This is a genomic window from Halobacterium litoreum, from assembly GCF_021233415.1.
Lineage (GTDB): Archaea > Halobacteriota > Halobacteria > Halobacteriales > Halobacteriaceae > Halobacterium > Halobacterium litoreum.
In genome coordinates this window covers 1,112,445-1,139,041 of the sequence record NZ_CP089466.1, presented here as the reverse complement: position 1 = coordinate 1,139,041, position 26,597 = coordinate 1,112,445, and the positions used below count along the sequence as shown (strand labels likewise).

At 68.6% G+C, this 26,597-nt stretch carries 31 protein-coding genes; 17 read left to right on the top strand and 14 right to left on the bottom strand.

Features of this window, described 5'->3' with window-relative positions; all coding sequences use genetic code 11:
- Positions 1 to 65 precede the first annotated feature (65 nt).
- Genes srp19 through LT972_RS06305 form a run of 3 tightly spaced genes read left to right on the top strand, consistent with a single transcriptional unit; the run spans position 66 to position 1,577 of the window.
- Positions 66 to 347, top strand: coding sequence for a signal recognition particle subunit SRP19 (srp19, locus tag LT972_RS06315; RefSeq protein ID WP_232572351.1), 282 nt, complete (start codon positions 66 to 68; stop codon positions 345 to 347).
- On the top strand, positions 347 to 574 hold the full coding sequence (locus LT972_RS06310; RefSeq protein ID WP_232572350.1) for an H/ACA ribonucleoprotein complex subunit GAR1: 228 nt from the start codon (positions 347 to 349) through the stop codon (positions 572 to 574). The genes srp19 and LT972_RS06310 overlap by 1 nt, the downstream gene beginning before the upstream one ends.
- Positions 575 to 620: 46 nt before the next feature.
- Positions 621 to 1,577, top strand: coding sequence for a presenilin family intramembrane aspartyl protease PSH (locus LT972_RS06305; RefSeq protein WP_232572349.1), 957 nt, complete (start codon positions 621 to 623; stop codon positions 1,575 to 1,577).
- A 114-nt stretch (positions 1,578 to 1,691) separates the two neighbouring features.
- Here LT972_RS06305 and LT972_RS06300 read toward each other — a convergent pair whose 3' ends face one another.
- Positions 1,692 to 2,690 (bottom strand): ornithine cyclodeaminase family protein, encoded by a 999-nt coding sequence (locus LT972_RS06300; RefSeq protein WP_232572348.1) that lies wholly within the window; start codon positions 2,688 to 2,690, stop codon positions 1,692 to 1,694.
- Between the two features lie 166 nt (positions 2,691 to 2,856).
- Here LT972_RS06300 and LT972_RS06295 point away from each other — a divergent pair, with 166 nt between their 5' ends.
- Positions 2,857 to 4,023: an MFS transporter gene (locus LT972_RS06295; RefSeq protein ID WP_232572656.1), complete on the top strand. Its 1,167-nt coding sequence runs from the start codon at positions 2,857 to 2,859 to the stop codon at positions 4,021 to 4,023.
- On the opposite strand, the gene LT972_RS06290 is transcribed toward LT972_RS06295, so the two are convergent.
- Together LT972_RS06290 and LT972_RS06285 are read right to left on the bottom strand one after the other, a co-directional pair.
- The gene (locus LT972_RS06290) at positions 4,010 to 4,411 is read right to left on the bottom strand and encodes a DUF3054 domain-containing protein (protein WP_232572347.1); all 402 of its coding nucleotides are present in this window, start codon (positions 4,409 to 4,411) and stop codon (positions 4,010 to 4,012) included. The genes LT972_RS06295 and LT972_RS06290 overlap by 14 nt on opposite strands.
- Positions 4,412 to 4,434: 23 nt before the next feature.
- Positions 4,435 to 5,004 (bottom strand): class I SAM-dependent methyltransferase, encoded by a 570-nt coding sequence (locus tag LT972_RS06285; RefSeq protein WP_232572346.1) that lies wholly within the window; start codon positions 5,002 to 5,004, stop codon positions 4,435 to 4,437.
- A 59-nt stretch (positions 5,005 to 5,063) separates the two neighbouring features.
- Here LT972_RS06285 and LT972_RS06280 point away from each other — a divergent pair, with 59 nt between their 5' ends.
- Positions 5,064 to 5,642 carry a GNAT family N-acetyltransferase gene (locus LT972_RS06280; RefSeq protein ID WP_232572345.1) on the top strand — a complete coding sequence of 193 codons (579 nt, stop codon included), beginning with the start codon at positions 5,064 to 5,066 and terminating at the stop codon, positions 5,640 to 5,642.
- Positions 5,643 to 5,684: 42 nt separating this feature from the next.
- Here the strand turns inward: LT972_RS06280 and LT972_RS06275 are convergent, their stop codons facing one another.
- The gene (locus tag LT972_RS06275) at positions 5,685 to 5,879 is read right to left on the bottom strand and encodes a hypothetical protein (RefSeq protein WP_232572344.1); all 195 of its coding nucleotides are present in this window, start codon (positions 5,877 to 5,879) and stop codon (positions 5,685 to 5,687) included.
- Here LT972_RS06275 and LT972_RS06270 point away from each other — a divergent pair.
- Both LT972_RS06270 and fen read left to right on the top strand, forming a co-directional pair.
- Entirely contained in the window at positions 5,878 to 6,090 is a 213-nt protein-coding gene (locus LT972_RS06270; RefSeq protein WP_232572343.1) for a hypothetical protein, read from the top strand. The genes LT972_RS06275 and LT972_RS06270 overlap by 2 nt on opposite strands.
- A 37-nt stretch (positions 6,091 to 6,127) precedes the next feature.
- Positions 6,128 to 7,111 carry a flap endonuclease-1 gene (gene fen / locus LT972_RS06265; RefSeq protein ID WP_232572342.1) on the top strand — a complete coding sequence of 328 codons (984 nt, stop codon included), beginning with the start codon at positions 6,128 to 6,130 and terminating at the stop codon, positions 7,109 to 7,111.
- A 69-nt stretch (positions 7,112 to 7,180) separates the two neighbouring features.
- Here the strand turns inward: fen and LT972_RS06260 are convergent, their stop codons facing one another.
- Complete coding sequence (locus LT972_RS06260; RefSeq protein WP_232572341.1) at positions 7,181 to 7,837, bottom strand: hypothetical protein; 657 nt, start codon at positions 7,835 to 7,837, stop codon at positions 7,181 to 7,183.
- 104 nt (positions 7,838 to 7,941) lie between these two features.
- Complete coding sequence (locus LT972_RS06255) at positions 7,942 to 8,913, bottom strand: hypothetical protein (protein WP_232572340.1); 972 nt, start codon at positions 8,911 to 8,913, stop codon at positions 7,942 to 7,944.
- Positions 8,914 to 8,991: 78 nt separating this feature from the next.
- Here LT972_RS06255 and LT972_RS06250 point away from each other — a divergent pair, with 78 nt between their 5' ends.
- A complete protein-coding gene (locus LT972_RS06250; RefSeq protein ID WP_232572339.1) occupies positions 8,992 to 9,246 on the top strand; it encodes a BolA family protein in 255 nt (84 codons plus the stop codon).
- A gap of 48 nt (positions 9,247 to 9,294) precedes the next feature.
- Here the strand turns inward: LT972_RS06250 and LT972_RS06245 are convergent, their stop codons facing one another.
- The 4 genes from LT972_RS06245 to LT972_RS06230 are packed head-to-tail and all read right to left on the bottom strand — an operon-like array spanning position 9,295 to position 13,622.
- Complete coding sequence (locus LT972_RS06245) at positions 9,295 to 10,428, bottom strand: ABC transporter ATP-binding protein (RefSeq protein WP_232572338.1); 1,134 nt, start codon at positions 10,426 to 10,428, stop codon at positions 9,295 to 9,297.
- A gap of 15 nt (positions 10,429 to 10,443) precedes the next feature.
- Positions 10,444 to 11,316 carry a carbohydrate ABC transporter permease gene (locus LT972_RS06240; protein WP_232572337.1) on the bottom strand — a complete coding sequence of 291 codons (873 nt, stop codon included), beginning with the start codon at positions 11,314 to 11,316 and terminating at the stop codon, positions 10,444 to 10,446.
- Positions 11,313 to 12,311: a carbohydrate ABC transporter permease gene (locus LT972_RS06235; protein WP_232572336.1), complete on the bottom strand. Its 999-nt coding sequence runs from the start codon at positions 12,309 to 12,311 to the stop codon at positions 11,313 to 11,315. Before LT972_RS06235 ends, LT972_RS06240 begins: the two co-directional genes overlap by 4 nt.
- Positions 12,312 to 12,335: 24 nt before the next feature.
- The gene (locus tag LT972_RS06230; protein WP_232572335.1) at positions 12,336 to 13,622 is read right to left on the bottom strand and encodes an ABC transporter substrate-binding protein; all 1,287 of its coding nucleotides are present in this window, start codon (positions 13,620 to 13,622) and stop codon (positions 12,336 to 12,338) included.
- 163 nt (positions 13,623 to 13,785) lie between these two features.
- Here LT972_RS06230 and LT972_RS06225 point away from each other — a divergent pair, with 163 nt between their 5' ends.
- The 4 genes from LT972_RS06225 (at position 13,786) to gatE (ending at position 19,426) form a co-directional block, all read left to right on the top strand.
- Positions 13,786 to 15,195, top strand: a complete 1,410-nt coding sequence (locus LT972_RS06225; RefSeq protein WP_232572334.1) for a class II fumarate hydratase — start codon at positions 13,786 to 13,788, stop codon at positions 15,193 to 15,195.
- Between the two features lie 58 nt (positions 15,196 to 15,253).
- Positions 15,254 to 15,739: a PH domain-containing protein gene (locus tag LT972_RS06220; RefSeq protein WP_232572333.1), complete on the top strand. Its 486-nt coding sequence runs from the start codon at positions 15,254 to 15,256 to the stop codon at positions 15,737 to 15,739.
- Complete coding sequence (locus tag LT972_RS06215) at positions 15,736 to 17,262, top strand: PH domain-containing protein (protein ID WP_232572332.1); 1,527 nt, start codon at positions 15,736 to 15,738, stop codon at positions 17,260 to 17,262. Before LT972_RS06220 ends, LT972_RS06215 begins: the two co-directional genes overlap by 4 nt.
- 295 nt (positions 17,263 to 17,557) lie before the next feature.
- Entirely contained in the window at positions 17,558 to 19,426 is a 1,869-nt protein-coding gene (gene gatE, locus LT972_RS06210; RefSeq protein ID WP_232572331.1) for a Glu-tRNA(Gln) amidotransferase subunit GatE, read from the top strand.
- Here the strand turns inward: gatE and LT972_RS06205 are convergent, their stop codons facing one another.
- On the bottom strand, positions 19,427 to 19,915 hold the full coding sequence (locus LT972_RS06205; protein ID WP_232572330.1) for an Lrp/AsnC family transcriptional regulator: 489 nt from the start codon (positions 19,913 to 19,915) through the stop codon (positions 19,427 to 19,429).
- A gap of 144 nt (positions 19,916 to 20,059) precedes the next feature.
- Between LT972_RS06205 and LT972_RS06200 the strand changes: the two genes are divergently transcribed.
- Genes LT972_RS06200 through LT972_RS06190 form a run of 3 tightly spaced genes read left to right on the top strand, consistent with a single transcriptional unit; the run spans position 20,060 to position 22,265 of the window.
- The gene (locus tag LT972_RS06200; protein ID WP_232572329.1) at positions 20,060 to 20,995 is read left to right on the top strand and encodes a DMT family transporter; all 936 of its coding nucleotides are present in this window, start codon (positions 20,060 to 20,062) and stop codon (positions 20,993 to 20,995) included.
- A gap of 42 nt (positions 20,996 to 21,037) precedes the next feature.
- Positions 21,038 to 21,766, top strand: coding sequence for a sporulation protein (locus LT972_RS06195; RefSeq protein WP_232572328.1), 729 nt, complete (start codon positions 21,038 to 21,040; stop codon positions 21,764 to 21,766).
- Between the two features lie 25 nt (positions 21,767 to 21,791).
- A complete protein-coding gene (locus tag LT972_RS06190) occupies positions 21,792 to 22,265 on the top strand; it encodes a MaoC family dehydratase (RefSeq protein ID WP_232572327.1) in 474 nt (157 codons plus the stop codon).
- A 22-nt stretch (positions 22,266 to 22,287) separates the two neighbouring features.
- Here LT972_RS06190 and LT972_RS06185 read toward each other — a convergent pair whose 3' ends face one another.
- Positions 22,288 to 23,004 (bottom strand): RNA methyltransferase, encoded by a 717-nt coding sequence (locus LT972_RS06185; RefSeq protein ID WP_232572326.1) that lies wholly within the window; start codon positions 23,002 to 23,004, stop codon positions 22,288 to 22,290.
- Positions 22,997 to 23,557, bottom strand: a complete 561-nt coding sequence (locus LT972_RS06180; protein ID WP_232572325.1) for a hypothetical protein — start codon at positions 23,555 to 23,557, stop codon at positions 22,997 to 22,999. The genes LT972_RS06185 and LT972_RS06180 overlap by 8 nt, the downstream gene beginning before the upstream one ends.
- Positions 23,558 to 23,651: 94 nt before the next feature.
- Here LT972_RS06180 and folP point away from each other — a divergent pair, with 94 nt between their 5' ends.
- Together folP and LT972_RS06170 are read left to right on the top strand one after the other, a co-directional pair.
- On the top strand, positions 23,652 to 24,767 hold the full coding sequence (gene folP, locus LT972_RS06175; protein ID WP_232572324.1) for a dihydropteroate synthase: 1,116 nt from the start codon (positions 23,652 to 23,654) through the stop codon (positions 24,765 to 24,767).
- 131 nt (positions 24,768 to 24,898) lie between these two features.
- Positions 24,899 to 25,576, top strand: a complete 678-nt coding sequence (locus tag LT972_RS06170) for a 6-hydroxymethylpterin diphosphokinase MptE-like protein (protein ID WP_232572323.1) — start codon at positions 24,899 to 24,901, stop codon at positions 25,574 to 25,576.
- Between the two features lie 7 nt (positions 25,577 to 25,583).
- On the opposite strand, the gene LT972_RS06165 is transcribed toward LT972_RS06170, so the two are convergent.
- Positions 25,584 to 26,555 carry a quinone oxidoreductase family protein gene (locus LT972_RS06165; RefSeq protein WP_232572322.1) on the bottom strand — a complete coding sequence of 324 codons (972 nt, stop codon included), beginning with the start codon at positions 26,553 to 26,555 and terminating at the stop codon, positions 25,584 to 25,586.
- Positions 26,556 to 26,597: the final 42 nt, after the last annotated feature.

Genomic DNA, 26,597 nt, shown 5'->3' with positions numbered 1-26,597 from the left:
CCGACCGTTCGCACTCTCTTTTCGCGTCCGATACCGTTTACCCGCTCGAACCGATAGACCCGCGCATGGTCGAAAACGTCCTCTGGCCCGCGTACTTCGACGCGACGCTCTCCCGCCGCGAAGGCCGCCGGGTCGCCGAAGACCTCGCCGTCGAGCGCCCCACCGTCGACGAGATAGCGACCGCCGTCCAGCAGGTCGGCTACGACTCCGTCGTCGAACGCGACGTCGCCTACCCCCGACAGCACTGGGAAGACTCCGGGCGCGTCCTCGTCAAAGACGCCGACGACGCCGGGAAGTCCGACCTCCTGCAGGCCGTCGCCGCCTACGTGACGGCGCTCCGAGACTGATGGAGCGAGCCGGCGACGTGGTGCGCACGCAGGGGAACGTCGCGGTCGTGCGCTGCGACGGCGAAGCCCACCCCGACATCGGCGCGGCCGTCGTCGACGAGAACCTCGACGGCGTCGGGCGCGTCGTCGACGTGTTCGGGCCGGTCGCGCGCCCCTACCTCGCGGTCACGCCCGACGACGACGTTCACCTCCCGCTACTCGTCGGGCAGACGCTGTACGTCCGCTAGCGGCGAGTCGGAACACCAAAGCCGCGGGCGGCCAACGTCCCCGAGCATGAAGGATTCGACCCGCGTCGCCGGCGTGCTCGGCGTCGTCGTCGCGCTCTTTCTCGTCGTCCAGGTCGGCTCGCTCGCGCTCGTCGAGCCGTTCAAGGACGCCGGCCTCCAGTCCACCGAGAACCCACAGAACCCCGTCAACAGCGTGCTCTACGTCGCGTTCCTGCTGGTCGCGACGGCGGGCATCCTGCTCGTCATCAAGTACGACGTGCAGTGGATTCTCCGCGCGTTCATCCTGCTGACGAGCGGCGTCATCGCCTCCTACGTGTTCGGCGCGGTGCTCCCCGCGTACGTCGTTGGCGGCGTGAACCTCGCGGCGTACGCGCCCGCCGCGGTGCTCGTGTTGGCGCTGTACGCGTACCCCGAGTGGTGGGTCATCGACAGCGCGGGCGCCGTGATGGGGATGGGCGCCGCGGCGCTGTTCGGCATCAGTTTCGGCATCCTCCCGGCGCTCGTCCTGTTGACGGCGCTCGCCGTCTACGACGCCATCAGCGTCTACGGCACCGAGCACATGCTGACGCTCGCGTCCGGCGTGATGGAGTTACGACTCCCCATCGTCCTCGTGGTGCCGACGACGCTCGACTACTCGTTCCGCGAGGAGGGCGAGGAGACCGCCGAAGTGGCGGCCGACGGCGAACGCGAGGGCGACGCCGCGGCCGACCGACCGGCGTACTTCATCGGCCTCGGCGACGCCGTGATGCCGTCGATTCTCGTGGCGAGTTCGGAGTTCTTCCTCGAAACCGACGTGACGGTGCTCGGCGCGAAACTCCCCACGGTCACCGCGATGGTCGGCACGCTCGTCGGCCTGCTCGTGTTGATGCGGATGGTGTTCAAGGGCCGCGCGCACGCCGGTCTCCCGCTGTTGAACGGCGGCGCCATCCTCGGCTACCTCGTCGGCGCCGTCGCCGCCGGCATCCCCGTGGTCGACGCGCTCGGCCTCGCGCCGTACGTGTAGGGCGAACAGGCGGCGTCCCGCCCCGAAGCGACTGCCGCGCTCCCGCGAACCGCTCCGGGCGACTGGTCAGAACACGTCGCTCGGTGGTTCCGTTCTCTCACTTGAACGTTCGCGTCACTCCCCGGTGAGCGCGTCGCTCGCCGCCGCGAACGTCAGTTCCGTGCCGAGTCCCTCGTCGACGGCGCGCTCGTAGAGCATGTGGGCGGCCGCCGCCGTCTCGATGCCCGTGCCGCCGCTGTCGAACACCGTCACGTCGTCGGGCGATTCGCGGCCCGGCGCGTTCCCCGCGACGACCTCGCCGAGTTCGGCGTGGACGTGGTCCTCGTCCACGACGCCCGCCTCGACGGCGTGGAGGAACGACCCGGCGTCCTGCGCGACGCGCTCGCGGAGGTCCGGCACGTAGACGGCGCGCTCGATGGTCCTCGCGTCGAGTTCGCGCTTCTCCGGGTCGTACTGACCCATCGCCGTGACGTGCGCGCCGTCCGCGAGGTCGTCGCCGTCGAAGACGGGTTCGTCGGCCTTCGTCGCGGTCACCACGATGTCCGCGCCCTCCACGGCCGCGGCGCTCGACGCCACCGCCGCGACCGACGCGTCGAGGCGTTCGTTCATCTCCGCCGCGAACTCCTCGCGGTGTTCTTTCGTCGGCGAGTAGACGAACACCGAATCGACGTCCCGCACCGTCGCCGTCGCGCGGAGTTGGCCGCGTGCCTGCGCGCCGCTCCCGATGACCGCCATCGTCGACGCGTCCTCGCGGGCGAGCGCGTCCACGCCGACGGCGCCCGCCGCGCCGGTCTTGAAGGGGTTCATGCGCGCGCCGTCCAGAATCGCGAGCGGTTCGCCCGACTCGGCGTCGAACAGCGGCGTGACGAACCACGCGTCGCGCTCGCCGAACCCCGCGCTGTACATGTAGCCGCCCATCGCGCCCGTCTCCGGGAGGACGGCGGCGTACGCTGTGAACATCCCCGGTGGCTCCTCGTTCAGGAGTTTCGTGCGCGGTTTTGCCGGTGCGCCCTCGCCGCGCTGTCGGTACCCCTCCCGCACGGCGTCCACGTAGTCGGCTGGCTCGGCGAGTCCGGCGACGTCGTCGTCAGCGAGGAACAGCGTCTCGACCATGTCCGGACGTTCGGCCGAGGGCACGAAAAGGGTTGAGGCCGCGGCGTCCGAGGACGGTTCTGCGGGGTTCCACACGCCTTTAACGCCCGCCGTGGTTCGTGTAGACGAAGACGCCGTGAATCGGAACGACCGCTCCATCGTCGGACTCGTCGCGCTCGCCCACGCGATGGTCCACACCTACGAACTATCCATCCCGATTCTCATCCCGCTGTGGCTCGCCGAGTTCCCGGTGACTCAGTCCACCGTCGGCGCCGTTGTCGCCGCCGGCTACGCGCTGTTCGGCCTCGGCGCGCTACCGGGAGGCATCCTCTCGGACCGCGTCGGCTCCCGCCGCCTCATCGCGGCGTGCCTGTTCGGCATGGCCGGTTCTTTCCTCTTGTTGTCCGTCGCGCCGTCGATGCTCGTCGTCGGCGTCGCGCTCGTCTGCTGGGGCGCCGCCGCGAGCGTCTACCACCCCTCCGGCCTCTCGCTCATCAGCACGGGCGTCGAGGACCGCGGCGACGCGTTCGCCTACCACGGCATCGCGGGGAACGTCGGCATCGCGCTCGGCCCGCTCGCCGTCACCCTGCTGTTGCTCGTCGCTGACTGGCAGACCGTCACCGCCGTCCTCGCCGTCCCGGCCGTCGTCGCGGGCGCCGTCGCGCTCCGCGTGCGCTTCGACGAGCGCGCCGCCGTCACCGAGACCGACGGCGGCGACTCGAAGTCCGACGTGGGCGTGTCCTCGGTCTCGGAGTTCCTCGCCGAGTCGAAGACGCTGCTCGTCGGGCCGTTCGCCGCCGTCTTCCTCGTCGTGATGCTGTCGGGGCTCTACTACCGGGGCGTGCTCACGTTCCTCCCCGACCTGCTCTCCGGGTTCCCGTCGTTCGCGCCCGTGGAGTTCGGCGGGCGCGAACTCCAGCCCTACCGGTACGCCTACTCGGGTCTGCTGTTGGTCGGCGTCGCCGGCCAGTACGTCGGCGGGAAACTCACCGACCGTTTCGCGACGGAGCGCGCGCTCGCCGCCGCGTTCGGCGCGCTCGCGGTGCTCGCCGTCGTCTTCCTCCCCGCCGCCGACGCCGGCCTCGTCCCCCTGCTCGCGGTCGGCGCACTCCTCGGGTTCGCGCTGTTCGTCGTCCAACCCCTCTACCAGGCGACCGTCGCCGTCTACACGCCCGCCGGCACCCGGGGGCTCTCCTACGGCTACACGTATTTGGGGGTGTTCGGCGTCGGCGCGCTCGGCGCCGCCATCGCCGGCGGCATCCTCCAGTACGCCGACGCGCCGACGCTGTTCGCGGTGCTCGCGGGGTTCGCGGTCGTCGCGTCCGGGACGGCGGCGTGGCTCAGTTCCCGGTGAGGTCCACGACGACGAGCGTCCCGAACCGCGCGACGGCGAGGAAGATGCCGCCGAAGACGAGCGCCACGAGGAAGAAGACGGGGTCGGCGTTCCCGGGGAACGTCTCGGTGCCGCGCAGAATCTGGCCGACGAAGTCCGCGCCGAGCCACGACGCCAATCCGACGACGAGCGCGCCCCGCGTCGACTCCATCGCGCGCCGACCGTAACCGCCCGCGAGCGGCGCGACGACGAGCCAACCGACGAGGAACGGGATGAGGACGCCGGCGTAGCGTTCCGCGGTCAGCGACCCGTGGTTGATGGTGCCGATGAGGACGAGCGCGAACACGGCGAGCAAGTCGCCCGGCAGAAAGCGCACGACCGCCCGGCCGTCCACGTCGAAGAGGTCCATGTCGCGGCGTTCGGCGCGGGGGATTATCCGTCTCCCGGTTTCACGCCCGCGACGGTGAACGCGAATCCGGTGTCGACGATTCGGGGTTCGAGGCCCGCGCGCTCGATGCGCGCGCCGAGTTCGTCGGCGGTGTCGAATCTGGACTGGAAGCCGACGACGCGCTCGGCGGCGACGAGCAGGCGACCGCGAAGCGTGCTCGGGTCGAAGTCTCGAACGACGAGTACGCCGCCCGGTCGCAGGACGCGGGCGGCCTCCGCGAGCGCCGCGTCCCGTGCGGGGAAGTGGTGGAGCGCGTCGACGATGGTGACGGCGTCCACGCTCTCGTCGCGCACGGCGACGTGCCGCACGTCCGTCTGGACGACCGGGAGGCCGTGGTCGCGGGCCTCCGCGAGCATCCCGCGGCTGGCGTCCGCGACGACCGTCTCGCGGTCGAGCGCGCGGGCGACGCGGCCGGTGCCGCCGCCGAGGTCAAGCACCCGAGAGACGTCGCCGTCCGCGAGCGCGAATCCCGGTTCGAGGTCCGCGCGGTCGGCCGCCGGCATCGCGAGGTCGTAGACGCGCGCGAACCGGTCGAAGTAGGGGACGTCGTGCATGCGTCGACCGACACGCCGGAGCCACGCAATTCTTTGCCTTCCTCTCCCAAGCCGGGAGCGTGCGATACGCGGTACTCGGCGGCCCCGGCGACGGCCCGACGCTCCGCCTCGACTGGGAGGCGTTCAGTTACGCCGGGAAGTTCGTGATGTCGAACACCGGCAAGGCGGTCGCCTACGAGGGCGCGCCGGCGAACAAGCGAGACGGCTGGCCGCCCGCCGCGCGCGAGGCCGACGCGCCGGTCTCGGACGTGGTCGGCGCCGTCTCGTTCAACGACGACCGCACGGACGACGCGACGGCGTGGCTCCGGTACGTCACCGTCCGCGACGACCGGCGCGGCGACGGCGTCGGCGCGCGCCTCTGTGCGTTCGCTGCCGAACACCTGCTCGCCGGACGCGAGCGCGTCCGCATCGCCGTGAACAATCCCTTCGCGTACGAGGCGCTCCACAAGGCCGGGTTCGGCTACACCGGCGAGGAGACGGGCGTCGCCGAACTCGTCCTCGAACGCCCCCACGACGACCCGGACGCTGCCTACCAGTCCGGTCTCGACCGCTACCGCGCTCGCGACCTCTCGCCGGAGGAGACGGCGTTCTTAGAGCGCAAGCGCGGGACGTCGCCGCCCGCCCCAGTCGACGGATGACTTTTCACGGTGGCCGGCCAACGCTCTCGCGTGTCCACCGTCTCACTCGTCGCGCTGGCCGTCGGGTCGCTTTGCGTCGCGGTCGGCGCGGCGGCCGTGTTCGCGCCCGCCAGCGTCGCAGATGCCTCCCGTCGGCTGTTTCCAGACGCGGGCGGTCACGACCAGCAGTGGCGCGCCGCCGGCTTCGTCGCCGCCGGCGTCGGCCTGCTGTTGATTACCGGCGTCTGACTCACTCATGTCCCCACTCTCACTCCTCCTGTACGGTCTCGCCGCGCTCCACCTCGCAATCGGCGTTCCGGCGCTGCTCGCGCCGGGGTTCGTCCGAGCGCGTCTCCCGCCGCGGTACGCCGACGCCGTCGGGGAGCGCCGCGAGTGGCGGGGGTTCGGCGCCGGAACCACCAGCGTCGGCGGCTCCCTGCTCGTGGTCGCGAGCGCGCTCGGCGCGTGACTGAAGGTTCAAGCACGGGGAGCGCCAAACACGGGCAATGGGTAACGCGGACCTGCGCCAACTCGCGGTCATCGACGACGTCCCCTTCGCCGACCTGGAGGGGAGCGTCGTGGCCGTGGACGCGCACAACTGGCTGTACAAGTACCTCACGACGACGGTGCAGTGGACGAGCGACGACACCTACACGACCAGCGACGGCACCGAGGTCGCGAACCTCGTCGGCGTCGTGCAGGGCCTCCCGAAGTTCTTCGAGCACGACCTGACGCCCGTGTTCGTCTGGGACGGCGGCGTCACCGAACTGAAAGACGACGAAATCGAGGAGCGCCGCGAACAGCGCGAGGCCTACGAGGAGCGACTCGAAGAAGCGCGCGAAGCCGGCGACGGCGTCGAGGCCGCGCGCCTCGACGCGCGAACCCAGCGTCTCACGGACACCATCCACGAGACGACACGAGAGTTGTTCGACCTGCTGGACGTGCCACAGGTCGAAGCGCCCGCCGAGGGCGAAGCCCAGGCCTCGTACATGGCGCGCGTCGACGACGCCGTGGACTACGCCGGGAGCGACGACTACGACTGTCTCCTGTTGGGGTCACCGCTGACGCTCCGCCAACTCACGAGCAAGGGCGACCCCGAGTGCATGGACTTCGACGCCACGCTCGAAGAACACGACCTGACGTGGGAGCAACTCGTGGACGTCGGCATCCTCTGTGGCACCGACTTCAACGACGGCCTCCACGGGTTCGGGCCGAAGACGGCGCTCGCCGCGATTCACGAACACGGCGATCTCTGGGGCGTCCTCGACGCCGAGGGCGAACACGTCGAGTACGCCGACCGCATCCGCGAACTGTTCCTGAACCCCGAAGTCACGGACGACTACGAGATTCACACGGAACTCTCGCCGGATGTCGACGCAGCCCGCGAGTTCGTCACCGACGAGTGGGAGGTCGACCCCGACGAGGTGGCGCGGGGCTTCGAGCGCATCGAGGAGTCGGTCGTCCAGACCGGCCTCGACCAGTGGACGTAGCGGGAGTCGATAGCGCTGTTTCTCTGTTCGGTGTCGGCGTCGAGACGCCCGTTTCGTACGTGTGCGTCGTTAGGGGCGAAGCGACTCGTAGCTCACCCAGACTCCGATTGCCGGGAGGTACGCACAGAGCGCACCGACGAGGAGGAGCGACAGGAGGTCGTTGAGACCCCACCAGCCAGTCACGCCGTAAACCGCGAGGAAGGAGACGACACCGGCCACGACTGCGAGAGACGACCGGGCACGTTGCGTGTCTGTGAGACTGATGTAGATGCCGTAGAGGAGACCGATGGCCGCGAGCGGGTATCCGAGCAGAATGCCAGTCCCGCCAAACGACATCGGGTGTCGAATCACGAATTCGTAGTAGTGCTCCTGGTAGAGGACGTAGTAGAGGCCACTACCGGGGCGCGCTGGCGTGTCGCCCGTGTGGCCCAGTTCCGTCACCTGATGTGCCATCCCTCGAATCGTGGTCTGGTTGTTCGCGGATTCGGACGCCCGCAGGAAGGCGTCCTGTGCGGTCGCTGGCAGTTCCGCGAACTGGTAGACGACCGTCGCCTGGCCGCTCGACGACTGGGCGGCGTCAGTCGCCACGGACTGCGTCGTCGCCGCGACGTGATAGGTGAATTCGGTCAGGCCAGCGTAGTGCGAGAGCTGAACGCCACCGACGAGCAACCCCAATGCGACGATGACGCCCGCCGAAGGCCACCGTCGAGAGTGCGTCTCGGCCATCTTTGCGTCACCTCACATCGCTGAGTGAAGTGCTTTGTCCGTATTCGCCGATTCTGTCGTCGGGTTCCGGACCGCCAATCGAATGACGAAATCGCGCTCGCAGTTCAGGGAAAGAGTAGGCCGCCGACCGCGACCGCTCCGAACAGCACGAACAGCAGGCTCCCGACCTGTTCGAGGTAAACGCGCCACGGCTTCGGTTCGACGCTCTCGCCGCCCCGCGTGCCGATGAGGTCGAAGGCCAGTTCGATGCGTTCGAGCACGCGCGGGAACGCCAGCCCGAGGCCGCCCAACAGGAGAAACAGGATTCCGTAGATGGCCGCGCCACCACCGAGGTACACCGGCGAGAACGCGGACAGCGAGAGGACGGCGGCACAGCCGACGGCGACGGCGTCGACGCGCCGGCTCTCCGTCCCGATGGCGGCGCGCCACGTCCCGCGCCAGACGTACGCCGACCACGCCAGCGTCGCGACGACGACGAGCGCGTACAGCGTCGACTCGGGCGTCATCGCGGCGGCGGCGGCGTCCCGCGTCGACTCGATGCCGGCCGGCGAGTAGTCCGACAGCGAGCGCTCGACGAAGAACGGGCGGGCGGCGTACCGGAGGGCGGCGGGCGCGAGGCCGACGCCGGTCGCGGCCGCGACGGTCGAGAGTCGGACGCGGTCGCTCGGGTCGTCGGCGCTCGCGCCGCCGAACGCGAGCGCGATTACGCCGCTGACCGCGAGCCAGACCGCGAGCGGCGCGAGGAACGCGGTCCCGGCCAGCGCGTCGGCCGCCGGTCTCGCGTAACTCGACAGCGACCGCTCGACGGTCTCCGGTTCGTTCGCGCAGGCCTCGCGGTAGTTCTCGTAGAAGTCGTCCGTCGCCGCCTCGTCGCAGATCCAGTCGCCCGGCCTGTCGGGGTTGTCGACCGTGACCGTGCCGTCGGTGGCCGACGCGACCGCGCCGGCGCCCTGCGTGGCCGCGACGCCGTTCAGCACGCAGAGCGCGAGCACGACTGCGAGGCCGACGCGGGCGCGGACGTCCTCGTCGAACGCTCGCTCCGGTCGGACGAGCGCGCGGAGTGGAGACCAATCCATGCGCTCGCCGTTTCGGCCCACGCAAAAAAGTCGGTCGGTACCGTGCCGTTTTTCGTCGTCGCCGCCGCTCGTGGCTGTATGGACCTCTCCGAGATAGAGTCTCTCATCGAGGACGCGATTCCGGACAGCGACGCGACGGTGACGCGAGCGCGCGGCGACCACGACGACGACCACCTCGCCGCCACCGTCGTCTCGCCGGCGTTCGAGGGCGAACGCCTCGTCGCCCAACACGAGATGGTGTACGACGCGCTCGACGGCCGGATGACCACGGACATCCACGCGCTCGAACTGTCGACGTACACGCCCGAGGAGTACGACGAGTACGAGAACTGACGCTGGAGACGAGGGCGCAGAGACGAGAATCGGAATCGGGAGACGGGGTTACTGCGGAATCGCTTCTTCGTCGGCCTCGAACGCGCGGTTGTGGAGCGCCGCGCCCGAGTCGACGTCGAAGATGTGGACGGCGTCCTCGGGGATGCGCGCGACCACGTGGTCGCCGGCCTCGACGGCGTCCGTCGCGGGCACGACGGCCGTGAACGTCTCGTCGTCGCCGTCGAAGGTCAGGTAGACGTTGTTCTCGTTCCCGAGCGGTTCGACCACGTCCACGGTCGCGCCGTAGTCGTGGTCGCCCGTCGCCTCGTCCACGAGTTCGATGTCCTCCGGCCGGACGCCGAGGCGCACCGACGACGCACCGTCGAGGTCCTCGAGGGTCGCCGCCGAGAGCGGGAAGTCGAACTGGTCGGTGACCAGCGTCCCGTCCTCCACGCTCGCGTCGAAGAAGTTCATCGACGGCTCCCCGAGGAAGCCCGCGACGAACTCGTTGGCGGGCGCGTGGTAGGCTTCCAGCGGCGTCGCGACCTGCTGGAGGCGGCCGTCGTTCAGGATGGCGATGCGGTCGCCCATCGTCATCGCCTCCGTCTGGTCGTGCGTGACGTAGACGGTGGTGACGCCGAGGTCCTCCTGGAGGCGCTGGAGTTCCGTCCGCATCGTCGAGCGCAGTTTCGCGTCGAGGTTCGACAGCGGTTCGTCCATCAGGAACACCTCGGGGTCGCGGACGATGGCGCGCCCGAGCGCCACGCGCTGTTGCTGGCCGCCCGAGAGTTCCCGGGGCTTCCGGTCGAGCAAGTCCTCGATGCCCATCATCGCGGCGGCGTCTTCCACGCGCTCGCGAATCTCGGCGTCGCCCATCGACGTGGACTCCTCCAGCCCGAAGCTCATGTTCTCCCGCACCGTCATGTGGGGGTAGAGCGCGTACGACTGGAACACCATCGCCACGTCCCGTTCGGCGGGCGCGCGGTCGTTGATGACCGTGTCGTCGAGGCGGAGCGCGCCCTCGCTGACCGTCTCCAGTCCCGCGACCATGCGGAGAGTCGTGGACTTCCCACAGCCCGACGGACCGACGAGGACGAGGAACTCCCCGTCCGCGATGTCGATGCTCGCGTCGTCGACGGCGACGATTCGGTCGCCGTCGTCGTCGAAGTACTTCGTTACGCCGTCCAGTACGAGTTCAGCCATTGATTGTCCTCCATATCATGTCGCGACACCTTCAGCGAACTGTTCTCCGAAGATGACGTAGACGATCATCGTCGGCAGCGCCGCGATGAACGCGCCCGCCATCTTCACCGCGAACCCGACGCTGGTCATGCTCGACCCGATGTTCGTCAGGCCGACGGTGACCGGCGCGCCCTGCCCCGGCCCCATGATGACCAGCGCGAACAGCAGGTCGTTCCAGACCTGCGTGAACTGGTAGATGAGCGTCACCGCGAACATCGGCACCGACAGCGGCAGGATGACACGCCGGTAGAGCGTGTACGCCGTCGCGCCGTCGAGTTTCGCGGCCTCCACCATCTCCGTCGAGAAGTCCCGGTAGTACGTCCGGAACAGCAGCGTACAGATGGGGATGCCGTACGCGACGTGCGTGACGATGAGCGCTATCAACTCGCCGTGGTAGGGCTCCAAAACCGGGAGCAACCACAGCGGCGCGAGCAGCTCCGAGAGCGGGACGTACTTCGCCCAGAACCGCGACACCGGCAGGAGCACGGCCTGGTACGGGATGAAGATGCCCGCGATGAACAGCGCGAACACGCCGACCTGACCGCGCCAGTTCAGCGTCGTCAGGCCGTAGGCGGCCATGCTCCCGAGCAGCGCCGAGAGGATGGTCGCCGGAATCGCGAGTATCAGGCTGTTCACGAGCCCGCTCTGGAGCGCCGAGAACGCGGCCGTCCACTCGGAGAGCGTGAACCCGCCCGGTCCCGGCGGCAGGAACGGCGCCGTATCCAGCGGGTTCGACTTCAGAGACGTCACCAGCCCCGTCTCGATGGGCGCGAGGTAGAACACGACGAGCGCTCCGAGCACGCCGTACAGGCCGACGCGCTGGAGGTCGATGCGGTCGCTCGTGCTCATAGTTCACCCCGGCGGTACTGGTAGGTCAGGTACGGTGCGATGACCGCGAGCGCGAGTAGGAACAACATGATGCCGATTGCCGCGGCGTACGAGCGCTGGCCGACGGAGAACGCCTGGCGCACCATCATCGTCGCGAGGATGTCGGTGCCCTTCGGCGGGTAGTAGCCGCCGGCGAGCGAGTACAGGAAGTCGAAGGCCTTCAGCGCGAACACCATCAGAACGACGCTCGCCGAGATGGTCGCGCCCTTCAACTGCGGGACGATGACCCGCCAGTACATGCGAATCGTGTTCGCGCCGTCGACGCGCGCCGCCTCGTAGTGTTCGTCGGGAATCGCGCGCAGGCCGGCGAGGTAGACGACCATGGCGTAGCCGCTGAACTGCCAGATGAGCGCAAACACCACCGCGCCGAGCGCGAGTTCCGGATTCGACAGCCACCGGAACCGTCCGAGTCCGATGGTGGTCGTCAAGAGGTTCACGAGGCCGTTGTCGACGTTGTACATCCATAGCCAGAACTGCGCCGTGACCACGAACGAGAGGCTCATCGGCAGCAGGTAGATGGTGCGGAACGTGTTCTCGTAGCGGATGTGGCGGTCGACGAGGATGGCCACGAGCAGGCCGACGACGAGACAGCACAGCGTGAACGCCACGAGCAGGACGAACGTGTTCTGTGCGGCGTTCACGAACGTCGGGTCGTTGAACGCGCGCGTGTACTGCTCGAGGTCGAGTTGGCCGTAGTTGGGTTCGTTGAACTGCTGGACGTTCACCAGCGACAGCGCGAAGTTCCACCCGATAGCGCCGTACACGAAAAAGCCCATGAGGAGGAACGGCGGGAACCAGAACGGGAGCGACCCGAGGAAGTCGCGACTGAACGACCCTGGAAGCAGGCCGGAGTCCTCGCTCGCGGTGGCCGTTCCGCCGTCGGTTCGCGCGTCCGGCGGCTCATCGCCGTCCGTCCCCCCACGTGTCCGTATTGCCGTCCGGATTCGTTCGAGCATAAAACGTGATTGGGTCGCGGTTCTTTAGAAGGCGTCCATGAACGCCTGCGCGGTCGGCGCGGCGGCGTCCTGGGACGGGTTGCTGAATTCGCCGTTGACTGCTTCCTTCAGCGAGTTGAGCACGCCGGGCGCGACGGCGAGGCCGTGCGCGATGGACGGCGGCTGGGATTCGGAGTTCTGGAACTCCTCGATCTGGCTCGTCTGGAACGCGCCGAACTCCTCGGTGGAGACGTCGCCGCGGGGCGGAATCGAGCCCTTGTTGGTGTTGAAGCGGACCTGGGCGTCCTTCGTGCCGCAGTACTGGAGCCACTTCTTGGTGCCTTCGGGGTTCGGGCCGTCGGCCGGGAAGACCCACGAGTCCATGTTGAGCGAGTAGTGGCCGGCGGTGCCGGGGAACGGCACGTGACCCCACTCGGACTCGAACTCGAAGCCGTCCGCGGAGATGTACATCTGGGCCGCCCAGTCGCCCTGGTCGAAGAACGCGGCTTCGCCGTCGATGACGTACTGGTTGGCCTCCTGGAAGCCGATGGTGCTGGCGTCGTCGTTGAAGTACTCGGAGAGTTCCGCGACGGTCTCCAGCGAGGACTCGACCTTCGCCTTGTCGCCGTCGCCGGCGATGAAGGCGTCGTAGGCGTCGCGGCCGTGCTCACCGAGGAACACGCACGCCCACAGCTGGAGCGTCGTCCACGGGCTGGACATGGCGTGTGCGAAGCCGACGGCGTCGGTCTCGGACTCGACCTTCGCGGCGGCTTCGACGAGGTCGGCGGGCGTCTCGAGGCTGGCGGGGTCGACGCCCGCGGACTCGAGGACCGACGTGTTGTAGAAGAGGTTGTTGATGCGGTGGATGTTCGTCGGCACCGCGACGTAGTTGCCACCGGACTGGGCGGCCTCCTTCGGGCCCTGGAGGTAGGCCTCCTTCATGTTGTTCTCCGACCAGACGTCCTCCTCGATGTCGCCGAGGAGGTCTTCGCTGGTGAACTGCTGGAGGTTCTTGCCGGGCCACTCGGCCCACGAACTCGGCGCGTCGTCGTTGCCGAGACGGGTGCTGATGCGGGCGTTGAGGGTGGTGTTCCCGCTGCCGCCGATGGCCTTCAGGTTGGTTTCGACGTCCGGGTACTCCTCTTTGAAGCCCTCGTGCATGGACTCGATTGCGGCCTTGCCGTCGCCGCCGCTCCAACCGTGGAGGAGTTCGACGGGCTCGCTACCGCCGCCACCGAGACCGAGACAGCCGGTGAGACCGGTGATGGATGCAGCGCCAGCCGCGCCGGCTCCTTTCAGGTATGTGCGTCGGGTGAAGTCTTCGTCGGACATAGTGCGGTAGTCATCCGCACGTTGACGCGGGGATACTTAATCATTGTCCATTCTTTAATCCGGTACCGAGTAAACCCCTGAGAGTAGTTGACGTGGTGTCCCGGCTCCGGCGACGGCCACGCGTTTCGATGGCTTTTACGCACCGCCTACCGACGCTTCGAGTATGAGCGAGGACTACCGAACGGAGCGAGACAGCCTCGGCGAGATGCAGGTACCGGCCGACGCCTACTGGGGCGCACAGACCCAGCGCGCCGTCGAGAACTTCCCGATTTCGGGCATCACGTTCGGGCGCCGGTTCGTGCGCGCGCTCGGCGTCGTGAAGAAGGCGGCCGCGCAGGCCAACCGCGACCTCGGGCTCGTCGCCGACGAGAAGGCCGACGCCATCGTGGAAGCCGCGGACGAAGTCATCGCGGGCGAACACGACGAGGAGTTCCCGGTCGACGTGTTCCAGACGGGGAGCGGGACGTCCTCGAACATGAACGCCAACGAGGTCATCGCGAACCGTGCCGCCGAACTCATGGGGAAGGAGGTCGGTGACCGCGTCGTTCACCCGAACGACCACGTGAACTACGGGCAGTCCAGCAACGACGTGATTCCGACCGCGATGCACGTCGCGAGCCTCGAAGCCGTCGTGAAGGACGTCGAGCCGGCGCTGGAGACGCTCCGGGACGAACTCGACGCGAAGGCCGACGAGTTCGACGACGTGGTGAAGACCGGGCGCACGCACCTCCAGGACGCGACGCCGGTCCGCCTCGGACAGGAGTTCGGCGGCTACCGCGCGCAGGTCGAGAAGGGCATCCAGCGCGTCGAGAACGCGAAGCCCCACCTCGCGGAACTCGCGCTCGGCGGCACCGCCGTCGGCACCGGCCTCAACACCCACCCCGAGTTCCCCGAGAAGGCCGCCGAGTACATCAGCGAGGAGACCGGCGTGGAGTTCCGCGAGGCCGACGACCACTTCGAGGCGCAGGCCGCCCACGACGCCATGTCGGAGGCCCACGGCGCGCTCCGCACGGTCGCCGGCTCCCTGAACAAGATCGCCAACGACCTCCGCCTGCTCGCGTCCGGCCCGCGCAACGGTCTCGGCGAACTCGAACAGCCGGAGAACCAGCCCGGCTCCTCCATCATGCCCGGGAAAATCAACCCCGTCGTCGCCGAAGCCGTCAATCAGGTCCACAAGCAGGTCGTCGGGAACGACGCCGCCGTCTCCGCGGGCGCCGCGGAGGGCCAAATCGACCTGAACCTCTACAAGCCGGTGCTCGCGCACAACTTCCTCCAGTCCGCCGAGATGCTCGCGAACGCCAGCGAGACCTTCGGCGAGAAGTTCGTCGCGAAACTCGAAGCCAACGAGGAACACTGCGAGGAGCAAGTCGAGCGCTCGATGGCGCTCGCGACCGCGCTCAACCCGGCCATCGGCTACGACAAGGCCAGCGAGGTCGCGAAGGCCGCACTGAAGGAGGGCAAGACGGTCAAGGAAGTCGTCGTCGAGAAGGGCTACCTCTCCGCCGAGGAGGCCGAGGACGCCCTCGACCCCGAGAAGATGACCCACCGCGGCATCCTCTCGGGCGACGACTGACTTCGCAGTCGCGGAGAACCCCACGTACTTTCTTGTCGTCGGCGTCGAACCCGAAGCCATGGAACGTCTCGACGCTCGCGTGCGAGTGCTGTGGCTCGCGCGCGCCTTCGTGTTCGCCGCCGTGGTCGCCCTCGGCGCCTTCTTTCTCGTCTCGAACGTCGACCGAATCGACGTGTCACCGCTCCTCGCGGGCGGCACCGTGTTCGCCGTCCTCGCCCTCCTCGGCGGCGTCCACGCCCTCCTCCGATATCGCGCGTGGCGCTTCGAGGTGCGCGAGGACACGCTCTACATCGAGCGCGGCGTGCTCGTGACCGTGCGCACGGTCGTCCCGTACGTGCGCGTCCAGCACGTCGACGCGCGCCGCGGCCCGATTCAGCGCCTGCTCGGGCTCTCCTCGGTCGTCGTCTACACCGCGGGGTCGCGGGGCGCCGACGTGTCGATTCCGGGCCTCGCCGCCGACCGCGCCGACGACGTGCAGGAGACGCTCCGCCGCCTCGCCATCGAGAGCGAACCCGACTCGGGCGACGCGGGGGACGCCGTATGAAACTCCACCCGCTCTCGGTGCCGTTTCGCGCCGTCTCGCGGGGAATCGGGCTGGCGTGGGCGTTCCTCGTCGGCGGCGTCGCGCTCGCGCAGGGCGACCCCGTACTCACGAGCGGCGCGGTCGTCCTCGCGGTGCTCGCGATAGCCGCCATCGTCGCCTACGAGATAGCGTACTACCGGCGCTTCGAGTACGAACTCACCGAGGACAGTCTCGACATCTCGTCGGGCGTGTTCTCCCGACGGGAGCGCGAGATTCCCCTGCGTCGCGTGCAGAACGTCGACGTGACGCGGTCGTTCGTCGCGCGCCTGCTCGGCCTCGCGAAGGTGGATGTGGAGACGGCGGGCGGCGGCGGCACCGAGGCGAGCCTGCGGTTCGTGAGCCGTGAGGAGGCCGGGCGCCTCCAGGAGGAAGTCCGCGAGCGTCGGCGCGCGACCCGCGACGAAGCGACCGACGCCGAAGAATCGGACGCCACGGCCGAGGACACCGAGGAGCGCGCCGAGCGCGAGCGCCGCGGCGAGACGCTGTTCGAACTCTCTGACCGCGACCTCGTGTTGTACGGCTTCCTCTCGTTCGACCCCCGGCTGTTGTCGGGCATCGCGGCGCTCGCGCCGTTCGTCGCGCCCGCCGTCGTGGACCGCGTGAACCTCTCCGGGTTCGGGCTTGCCGTCGTCGGCGCCGTGCTCGCCGTCGGCGCGCTCGGCATCTGGGTGGTGTCGGCCGTCGCGCGCATCGTCCAGTTCTACGGCTTCCGCCTGCGCCGCGTCGGCGACGACCTGCGCTACGAGCGCGGCCTGTTCGAGCGCCGCGACGGCACCATCCCGCTCTCGAAACTCCAGACCGTCAGCGTCGAGGAGAACGTGCTGATGCGGCGCTACGGGTTCGCGTCCCTCGCCGTCGAGACGGCGGGCTACGCCCCCGGCAGTTCACCCTCGGGCGGGTCGGAGGCCGCCGTCCCCATCGCGCCCCGCGAGGACGTGCTCGCGCTCGCGCAGTCGCTGGAGCCCTTCGACGACTTCGACGTGTCCCGGCCGCCCGAGCGCGCCCGGAAGCGCTACGTCCGCCGGTACGCGCTCGTCGGCGTCGCCGTGCTCGCCGTCGCCTTCCTCGTGAGCCGCTACCTCCTCGCGTTCCCGTGGTACGCGGTCGCCCTGTTGATTCCGCTCGCGGTGCCCGCGGCGCGTCTGGCGTACCGGAACCGCGGCCTCGACCTCGGCGGCGACCACGTCGTCACGCAGTCGGGGTTCTGGCGGCGGCAGACCCGCGTCGTCCCGTACCGGCGCGTCCAGACGGTGATTCGCCAGCAGACCGTCTTCCAGAAGCGCTGGAATCTGACGACGGTGGTCTTCGACACTGCGGGCTCGCGGTCCATCGCGGGCGGCGACGCGGCCGCCATCGACCGCGACGACGCGGACGCCGACGAGGTGGCTACGACCGTCGAAGAAAGGGTTCTCGAAGCGATTGGAGGAAGCGATTCAAAAACCGTAGGCCAGTCGGGGGTGTCTGAAAATGAATCTCCCAAATAGAACTCGACTCAAGACTATTGCCACGTCCACGTTTAATCGACGCGAGTTTGGCAAGTCATTGATTCAAGCGAATCGGTTTATAATAGCAGGCTCTGCAGGAGTTATTGCATCATCCATCACAGCCAACCAAATCAGAAGCCTAAGAGGAGCGTTGGTGGTTATTTTTGTTCTCGGTGTAGCTGCGGTTTGGGACCTAACTGTCAGATTTGTCGTCTCTCTATTTCTCGGTGAGAACGATGAGACAGCGGTCGCAGACTGAACGGTTTTTTATCGTTCGGCGACCCACGTCCCGGTAATGACCGAGTTCGACTACGACGAACTGGGGCTCGTCGCCGGGCTGGAGATTCACCAGCAACTGGACACGGCGACGAAGCTGTTCTGTTCGTGCCCGACGGAACTCCGGGAGCCCGAGGAGTCCGCGCGTTCGTTCACGCGGTACCTCCACCCGACCCGCTCCGAACTGGGCGAAATCGACGAGGCCGCGCTCGAGGAGAGCAAGGTCGAACGCGAGTTCGAGTACCTCGCGTACGACTCGACGTGTCTCGTCGAGGAGGACGACGAACCGCCCCACCGCCTCGACGAGGAGGCGCTGGCGACCACCCTCGAAATCGCGCAACTGCTGGACATGGACCCCGTCGATCGCGCGCACGTGATGCGGAAGGTCGTCATCGACGGGTCGAACACCTCCGGCTTCCAGCGCTCCTCGCTCATCGCGCAGGACGGCGAAATCGAGACGAGCGAGGGCGCGGTCGGCATCGAGGACGTGATGCTCGAAGAGGAGTCCGCCCAGCGCGTCGAAGAACGCGAGGAGGGCGTCCTCTACAGCCTCGACCGCCTCGGCATCCCGCTCGTGGAAATCGGCACGAAGCCGGACATCTCGTCGCCCGAGCAGGCCCGCGAGGCCGCCGAGCGCATCGGTATGTTGCTGCGTTCGACCGGGAAGGTCAAGCGCGGCCTCGGCACCATCCGGCAGGACGTGAACGTCTCCATCGCCGAGGGCGCGCGCGTGGAGATGAAGGGCGTCCAGAGCCTCGACGACATCGACGACCTGGTGCGCGGGGAGGTCCGGCGGCAGGTCGAACTGCTCGACATCGCCGACGAACTCGGCGAGCGTGACGCCTCCGTGGGCGAGACGCGGGACGTGACCGACGTGTTCGCGGACACCGAGTCGGGCGTCATTCGAGGCGCATTAGACGCCGACGGCGTGGTGTACGCCGTCCCGCTGTACGGCTTCGACGGTCTCGTCGGGCGGGAACTGCAGGACGACCGGCGCCTCGGCACGGAGTTCTCGGACCACGCGAAGCGCCACGGCGCGGGCGGCATCTTCCACACGGACGAACTGCCCGCGTACGGCGTCACCGAGAGCGAGGTCGACGCGCTGCGGGAGGCAGTGGGCGCGGGCGACGAGGATGCCGTCGCCATCGTCGCCGACGACCGCGAGACCGCGCCGTCGGCCATCGAGGCCGTCGCGGAGCGCGCGGAGACCGCCCTCGACGGCGTGCCCGAGGAGACCCGGGGCGCGAACGACGACGGCACCTCGAAGTACCTCCGTCCGCTGCCAGGCGCGGCACGGATGTACCCCGAGACGGACGTGCCGCCGGTCGACCCCGACGCGAGCGAGGTCGAGACGCCCGAACTGCTCACGGAGAAGGTCGAGCGCTACCAGTCCGACTTCGGGCTGGACGCGGGCCTCGCCGAGCAGGTGGCGTTCGGGCGGCGGTGGCCGCTGTTCGAGGAGAGCGTCGAGTCGGGCGTGGACGCCACGCTCGCCGCGCAGACGCTCGAATCCACGGTGACGGAACTGCGCCGCGACGACGTGTCCGTCGAGAACCTCGCGGACGACCACTTCCGGGGCGTGCTCGGGCTCGTCGCGGACGGCGACCTCGCACAGGAGGGCGTGCCGGAACTGCTGACGGCGCTCGCCGAGAACCCCGAACGCGACCCCGCGGACCTCGCGGAAGACCTCGGGCTCGGTTCCGCGGCCGAAGACGAGGTCAGGGAGGCCGTCGTGGAGGTCGTGGAGCGCAACAGTGAGCAGGTCGAGGAGCAGGGCATGGGCGCGTTCTCCGCGCTGATGGGCGAGTGCATGGGCGCGCTCCGCGGGAAGGCGGACGGCGACCTCGTGAGCGAGGTGCTGCGCGAGGAGATTCAGGCCCGGGCCTGACTACTCGTCGTCGGCGAGTTCCGCGAGGAGCGTGTCGAGGCTGTAACTCTGGAGCGGGCGGGCGGTGTCTTTCTCGCGGGAGATGACGAACGTGGAGTTGGTGCGGTCGACTTCGGGGAGCGCTTCGAAGTCGGAGATGAGTCGCTCGACGTCGTCGGAGTCGGGGAGTCTGGCGACGACCATGAAGTCCGTCTCGCCCATCGTGAAGAACGTCTGCGTGACGCCTTCCACGTCGCTGATTTTCGCGGCGACGTCCTCGTAGCTGCCCTCGTAGTCGGTGAGGACTTCGAGGACGACGGTGACGCCGAGGCCGAGTTCGTCCAAATCGAGGTCGTAGAGGTCGTTCTCGACGACGCCGGCGTCCCGGAGGTTGTTGAGTCGGTAGTGAATCGTGGAGACGGGGATGTCGGTCTCCTCGTGGAGTTTCTCGGGGCTCCCGGTGCCGAGGTCGGAGATGGCCTTCAGGAGCGTCACGTCGCGTTCGTCCATCACTCGGTGGGTCGGCGAGCGCCGACAAAAGCCTGTGGGAGTGAGACGCATCCACAGCGATAGTTCGTTATACTGTACCAGAATCCAGTAGCAGAACTATCTTTGAAGAAAAGTCTAATATACGTACGTCGTCTCGAACTGAACATGAGTTACCATCGTTCGGTTCCCGGAATCCCGCCATCCACGGCGATGTTCCTGTTGCTCGCCGCGTTCTGGGGCACCTCGTTCGTCGCAATCGAAATCGGTCTGCACGTCGTCCCCGCGCTGTCCTTCGCCGCCATCCGGTACACCGTCGCGGGCGCCATCATCCTCGCGTGGGCCGCCTACAGCACCGACCGCTGGCGCCCCCGGACCCGCGAGGAGTGGTTCGCCGCGAGCGTCGCCGGCGTCTTCGTCATCGCCGTCTACCACGGCGCGCTCTACCTCGGCGAACTCCGCGTCTCGGGCTCCGTCGCCGCCATCGTCATCAGCCTCTCGCCCATCCTCACCGCCGCGTTCGCCAGCCGCATCCTCTCCGGGCCGTCCATCGACCTCGTGCAGGGCGTCGGTCTCCTGTTCGGGTTCGCGGGCGTCGCCGTCGTCGCCGCGCCCGGCGGCGGCGCGACCAGCCTCGTCGGCGTCGCCCTCGTCTTCCTCGCCGCCGCGAGTTTCGCGCTCGGGAGCGTCCTCGCCCGCCCGCTCGCCACCGACCTCCCCATCGAGACGATGGAAGCGTGGGCGATGCTCCTCGGCTCGCTCGTCCTCTGGGTCGGCGCCGGCGCCCGCGGCGAGTCCCTCGTCGGCATCGAGTGGACGACCACCGCCCTCGTCAGCCTCGCGTACCTCACGCTCGTCTCCGGCTGTGGCGGCTTCCTGCTGTACTTCGAGTTGCTCGACCGCATCGGCGCGACGGAACTCAACCTCATCGGCTACCTCGAACCGGTCGTCGCCGCGCTCGCCAGTTGGCTGCTCCTCGGACGCGTCGTCGACGCCTCCGCCGTCGTCGGGTTCGCCGCCATCTTCGTCGGGTTCGCGCTCGTCAAACGCGAGGCCATCGGCGCGTTCGCCAGCGACACCGCGGCCGCCGTGCGCTCGTTCTGAAAGTATTTACCGCAGCGCGACGCAGTCCGTCCCGAGTCCCCGATGAAAGACGTACTCTCCCGCGTCGGTATCGGCGCGGCGACGGTCGACGCAATCGTTCCCGAGACAGTCACCGCCGGCGACACCGTCGACGTCACCGTCCACGTCGAGGGCGGCGACACCGAACAGGACGTCGACAGCATCTACTTCGCCGTCTGCACGAAGTACAAGACCGACGAGTCGAGTCGCAAGGGCGTCGTCTCGAAGGCCCGCCTCTCGGAGTCCTTTACCATCGACGCCGACGAGGAACGCGAGTTCGAGACCGAAATCGAGATTCCCCGCGACACGCCGGTTTCCGTCGGCCACACGCAGGTCTGGGTGGAGACCGGTCTCGACATCGACTGGGCGCTCGACCCGGACGACACCGACTACATCGACGTCCAGCCCGGTCCCCACGAGGAGGCCGTCCTCGACGCGTTCGACGACCTCGGATTCCGCGTGCGGGAGGGCCACCCCGTCGAGAGCGAGCGCCTGTTCTCCGGCCAGCGGTTCGTCCAGGAGTTCGAGTTCGTTCCGCGGAGCGGCCCGTTCGCCGGGAAGGTCGACGAGGTCGAGGTCGTGACGCATCCGACCGGCGAGGGCGTGGACTGCCTGCTGGAGGTCGACAAGCGCGGCGGCCTCTTCGAGGAGGCGCTGGACGTCGACGAGCGCTTCGACCGGTTCTCGGTCACGAGCGCCGACGCGGACGCGGTCCGCGACACCCTCGAATCCCGCATCGAGCGCAACACCTAACGACGCCGCTCGCGAACCCGCGGACGTGACAGTTTACTTCGAAGACCTCTCGGTCGGCGAGAAACTCTCCTTCGGCGCGTACGAGGTGACCGAAGACGAGGTGTTGGCGTTCGCCGAGCAGTACGACCCGCAGTGGTTCCACACGGAACCGGAGCGTGCACGCGAGCAGTCGCCGCTCGGCGGGCTGGCGGCGTCGGGCTGGCACACCGCGTCGATGACGATGCGGCTGCTGGTCGACCACCACTTCGCCGACGCCGCGAGTTACGGCGCCATCGGCGTCGACGAACTCCGGTGGCCGAACCCGACGTTCCCCGGCGAGACGCTGTCCGTCACCGTCGAAGTCATCGAGAAGACGCCCTCGGAGAGCAAGCCCGACCGGGGCGTCGTCCGCACCGACCTCACGACGGCGAACGCCGACGGCGAACCGAAACTGACGATGCAGCCGATCGTGTTGTACGCGCGCCGGAACCCCGGTAGCGCCGAAGAACGAGAGGAATAGGTGGCTTAGGTAGCGTAGGCGGCTACTCCATCCGGTTCTCGGCGCGCCGCAACAGGCCGTGGACCGTGTTTATCTCTCGGCCCGTCGGGTGGGTGCGACCGAGCATTCGGCGGAGCATCCGCACCGTCTTGTCGCGTTTCTCCTCGGGGTAGTCGACGGCGTCCAGGAACTCCTCGGCGTGCTCGTAGAACGCCTCTATCTCCTCCTCGGTCGCCCGGTGGCGTTCGACCTCGGGGAGTTGGTCGCGGTTCATCGCGAGGTCGCGGAGTTCGTACAGCGCGACGGTCGCCGCCTGCCCGAGGTTCAGGACGGGGTAGTCCTCGCTCGCGGGAATCGCACACACCTCGTCGATTCGCGCGAGTTCGTCGTTCGTGAGGCCGACGCGCTCCCGGCCGAACACGAACGCCGTCTGTGACTCCACGTCCGCGAGGCTCTCCGAGAGTTCGGCGGGCGTGCGGAACGGGAAGCGCACGTGCTTCGTGGCGTCCTGGTTCGTCACCGCGGTGAACCCCACCGTGTGGAACTCCGCGGCGAGTTCGTCGAAGGAGAGTTCCCGGGCGTTCGGGAGCACGTCCTCGCGGGCGTGCCCGGCGAACCCGTAGGCCTCGGAGTCCCGACCGAGGTACGGCGGGTCGACGAGCAACAAGTCCTCGAACCCGAAGTTCTTCATCGCTCGCGCGATGGTCCCGACGTTCCCGGAGGTCTTCGCGTCGACGACGGCGACGGCGGGCTTACTCATCGCCGGTCGGGTACTCCGCCTCGAAGTCGAGGTCCTCGTCCTGCAGGTCCTCGTCGACGTCCAGGAGGTTCACGCTCGCCTGCTCCTCCTCGGGGAGTTCCACGTCGACGGCCTCGAACTCGTCGCCGGCCGGCTCCGGCACGGCCTCGGGGTCGGTGTCGACGTGGTCCGGGCCGTCGTACCAGTCGGGTTCGCGGTTCCCGGCGGCAATCCACTCGTGGAACGCGTCCTGCAGTTCGGTCGACCCCTCGTACTCGTCGCCGCCGGCTTCGAGGAACCAGTAGTAGAACGCCGCCTCGTGGTCGTCGCAGACGAGGACTTCACCCCGCGGTTCGCCGTACACCGCCGTCGGCGCGTTCACCTCGTCGGCGTCCGCGTCGCCGACCTCGAGGTAACAGACGTCACACGGCTGGTCGACGAGTTGGGGGATGCGCACGAACCGCTCGCGCGTGTCGTCGCTCATCTCGTCGACGTCGCGGTAGTTCCCGTGCTCGTCGAACACCTCGTCCTCGTCGAAACGCCACCCGCGGAACCCGATGCTCACCTTCGTCATTGGCCGAGGGTAGGCCGCGCACCCACAAAAGTCGCGTGAAGCCGGTGTCGCCGATACCGCATCGCCTTTGGTCGCGCCGCCCCCCGTTCCGGGCATGCGAACCGTCGACGCCGCCGGCCTCCCGATAGGCGACGACCACCCGCCCCGCATCATGGGCGTGTTGAACGTCTCGAAGGAGTCCCCCTACGACCCGAGCGTGTTCGACGACCCCGCGGCCGCCGCCGAGTACGTCGACGACGAACTAATCTCGGAGGGCGCGGACATCGTGGACGTCGGCCTCGAATCCGCGAACAAGCGCTTCGACGTGCTCTCGGCCGAGCAGGAACTCGACCGGCTGGAGACGGCAATCGAGACGGTCGAGCAGGTGAACGGCGAGGCCGTGTTCTCCATCGAGACGCGGTACAGCGAGGTCGCCGACGAGGCGCTCTCGCGGGGGTTCGACATGGTCAACGACATCTGCGGGTTCGCCGACCCGGAGATGCCAGCGGTGTGCGAGGCCCACGACGTGGCGGTGGCGAAGATGGCGAGTCCCCCGGACCTCGAACGCCCGGGCGCCGTCGAGGACGTCGACGACATCTACGACGCGCTCTCGCTGAACGGCTTCACGGACAAAACCATCCTCGACCCGGCGTTCGGCGGGTGGAGCGAGGCAAAGACCACCGACGACGACCGGGAGACGTTCGACCGACTCCGCGAGTTCCGGGGCTACGGCTATCCCCTGCTGGTCTCTATCAACCGCAAGAACTTCCTGAAGGAAATCGCCGGACGGGACACCGAGGGCGCGCTCCCGGTGTCGCTGGCGGCGACGTCGATGGCCGTCGAGCGCGGCGCGCACGTGATTCGGACTCACGACGTGGCGGAGACGCGGGACGCGGCGCTCGTCGGCCACCGGTTCTCGCGGGACCGCACGCGCACCGACGCCGTCGAGGAGTTGGACGTGACGACGGTGCGGGAGGCCGAACGCCACGTCGCCCGCCTCGACGGCGACGCGGACGCCGCCGCGGACGCCGTCGCGCGCGCCTTCGAAGTCCGAGGTCTAACGGCCGACGACCGGGCGATACTCGCCGACGAAGGTGTGACAATCACCGACACGAATCCGGCGCTCGTCGCGGGAACGGCGGCGACGCTGCGGGCCGCTGCGGGCCGGATTTCGGGCGAGAGCGGCGTTCTGGATGACCTCGCAACCGCGATGACGACAGCCGGCAACTAACGGGAAAACTTATACCGGCGGGGAAAGAAGCCGGGATTGGAAGCCGGACCCCCGTCGGGTAGGGGTACTTGCGGGGCGTCCTGGCTCGGACCACGGAATCCTTTCATTTATTCGACCGCGTAGCAACGGCCATGGAGTTCGACGACTGGGAGCCGGTCTACGACGCGGTTCTCGCCGACTTCGGGTACGACCGCGCCGGCGACGAGCGAGCGCGGGACGCGCTCGCGGAGTACGTCTCGCCGTTCGACCTGACGCGACTCGACTGCACCGGGCGGACCGTCGCAATCGCCGGCGGCGCGCCGTCGCTCGCCGACGAGACGGGCACGGCGGCCGACGCCGACCGCGTGTTCGCCGCGTCGACAGCCGTTGACGTGCTCGCCGACGCCGGCGTCTCGGTCGACGCGATGGTGACTGACCTGGACAAGAACCCGGAGACTGCGAGGCGGCTCAGCGAGTCTGGGACGCCGGTCGTCGCCCACGCCCACGGCGACAACATCTCTGCCATCAGGGAACACGTCCCCGCCTTCGACGCCGACCACGTGCTCGGCACGACGCAGGCCGCGCCCGTCGACGCAGTCTACAACTTCGGGGGGTTCACGGACGGCGACCGCGCCGCGTTCCTCGCGGACCACTGCGGCGCCGCGAAACTGGTGTTCCCGGGATGGGACTTCGAGGACGCGAGCGTGGGCGACGAGAAGGCGAAGAAACTGCGGTGGGCCGAACGCCTGCTCTACTGGCTCGAACGCCGGCGCGGCGAGCGATTCGGCGTGTTGGACGGCCGACGGGAGGGCATCGAACCGGTTCGCTGATTCCGGCTTACGGTTCGAGGACGACCTTCCCGGTGGTCTCGCGGTTCTCCAGCGCGCGGTGGGCGTCGGCGGCGTCCGCGAGGTCGTAGGTCTGCCCGACGACGACCTCCAGTTCGCCGGTGGCGAGCAGCTCCGAGAGTTCGGGGACCGCCTCGTAGATTCGCTCGGGGTCGCGCTCCATCGCGCGCCCGAGGTGGAAGCCCTCGACGGACTTGTTGCCGAAGAGGAGCGTGGCGGTGTCGACGGTACCGGGTTCGCCGGACGCCGCGCCGTACGCGACGACGCGCCCGAAGTGCGAGAGCGCGTCGACGCTGTCGGCGAACACGTCGCCGCCCACGCCGTCGAGCACGAGGTCGAGACCGTCGCCGTCGGTCAGGTCGTCCGTGACTTCGACGAAGTCCTCGGTCGTGTAGTCGATGGGGTGGTCACAGCCGAGTCGCTCGGCGAGTTCGCGCTTTTCGGCGGTGCTGGCGGTGCCGAACACCTCGGCGCCGTGGAGACTCGCCAGTTGGACGGCGGCGGTGCCGACGCCGCCCGCCGCGGCGTGAATCAGCACCGACTCGTCCGGTTCGAGGCCGCCCCAGTCGTGGAGGCAGTGGTGGGCGGTGAGGAACTGCACCGGGAAGCCGGCGGCCTCCGCGAACGACATCGACTCGGGTACGTCGAACAGCGCGAGCGCCGGCGCGGTGACGTACTCGGCGTACGCGTTCCCGCCGGTCATCGCGACGACGCGCTCGCCGACCTCGCGGTCGACGCCCTCGCCGGTCGCGGCGATGGTGCCCGCGGCCTCCATCCCCGGCACGTAGGGCGGTTCGGGGCCGCCGTGGTAGTGGCCGCGGCGCTGCATCACGTCCGCGAAGTTCACGCCCGCGGCCTCGACCTCGACGAGAACCTCGCCGGGGCCGGGTTCCGGGCGGTCGCGCTCGACGCGTTCGAGAACACCGTCGTCGCCGAACTCCGTGACTTCGATTGCGTACACGCCACTCCGTACGCGACCGAGGCGGAAAAAGCAGGGTCAAAC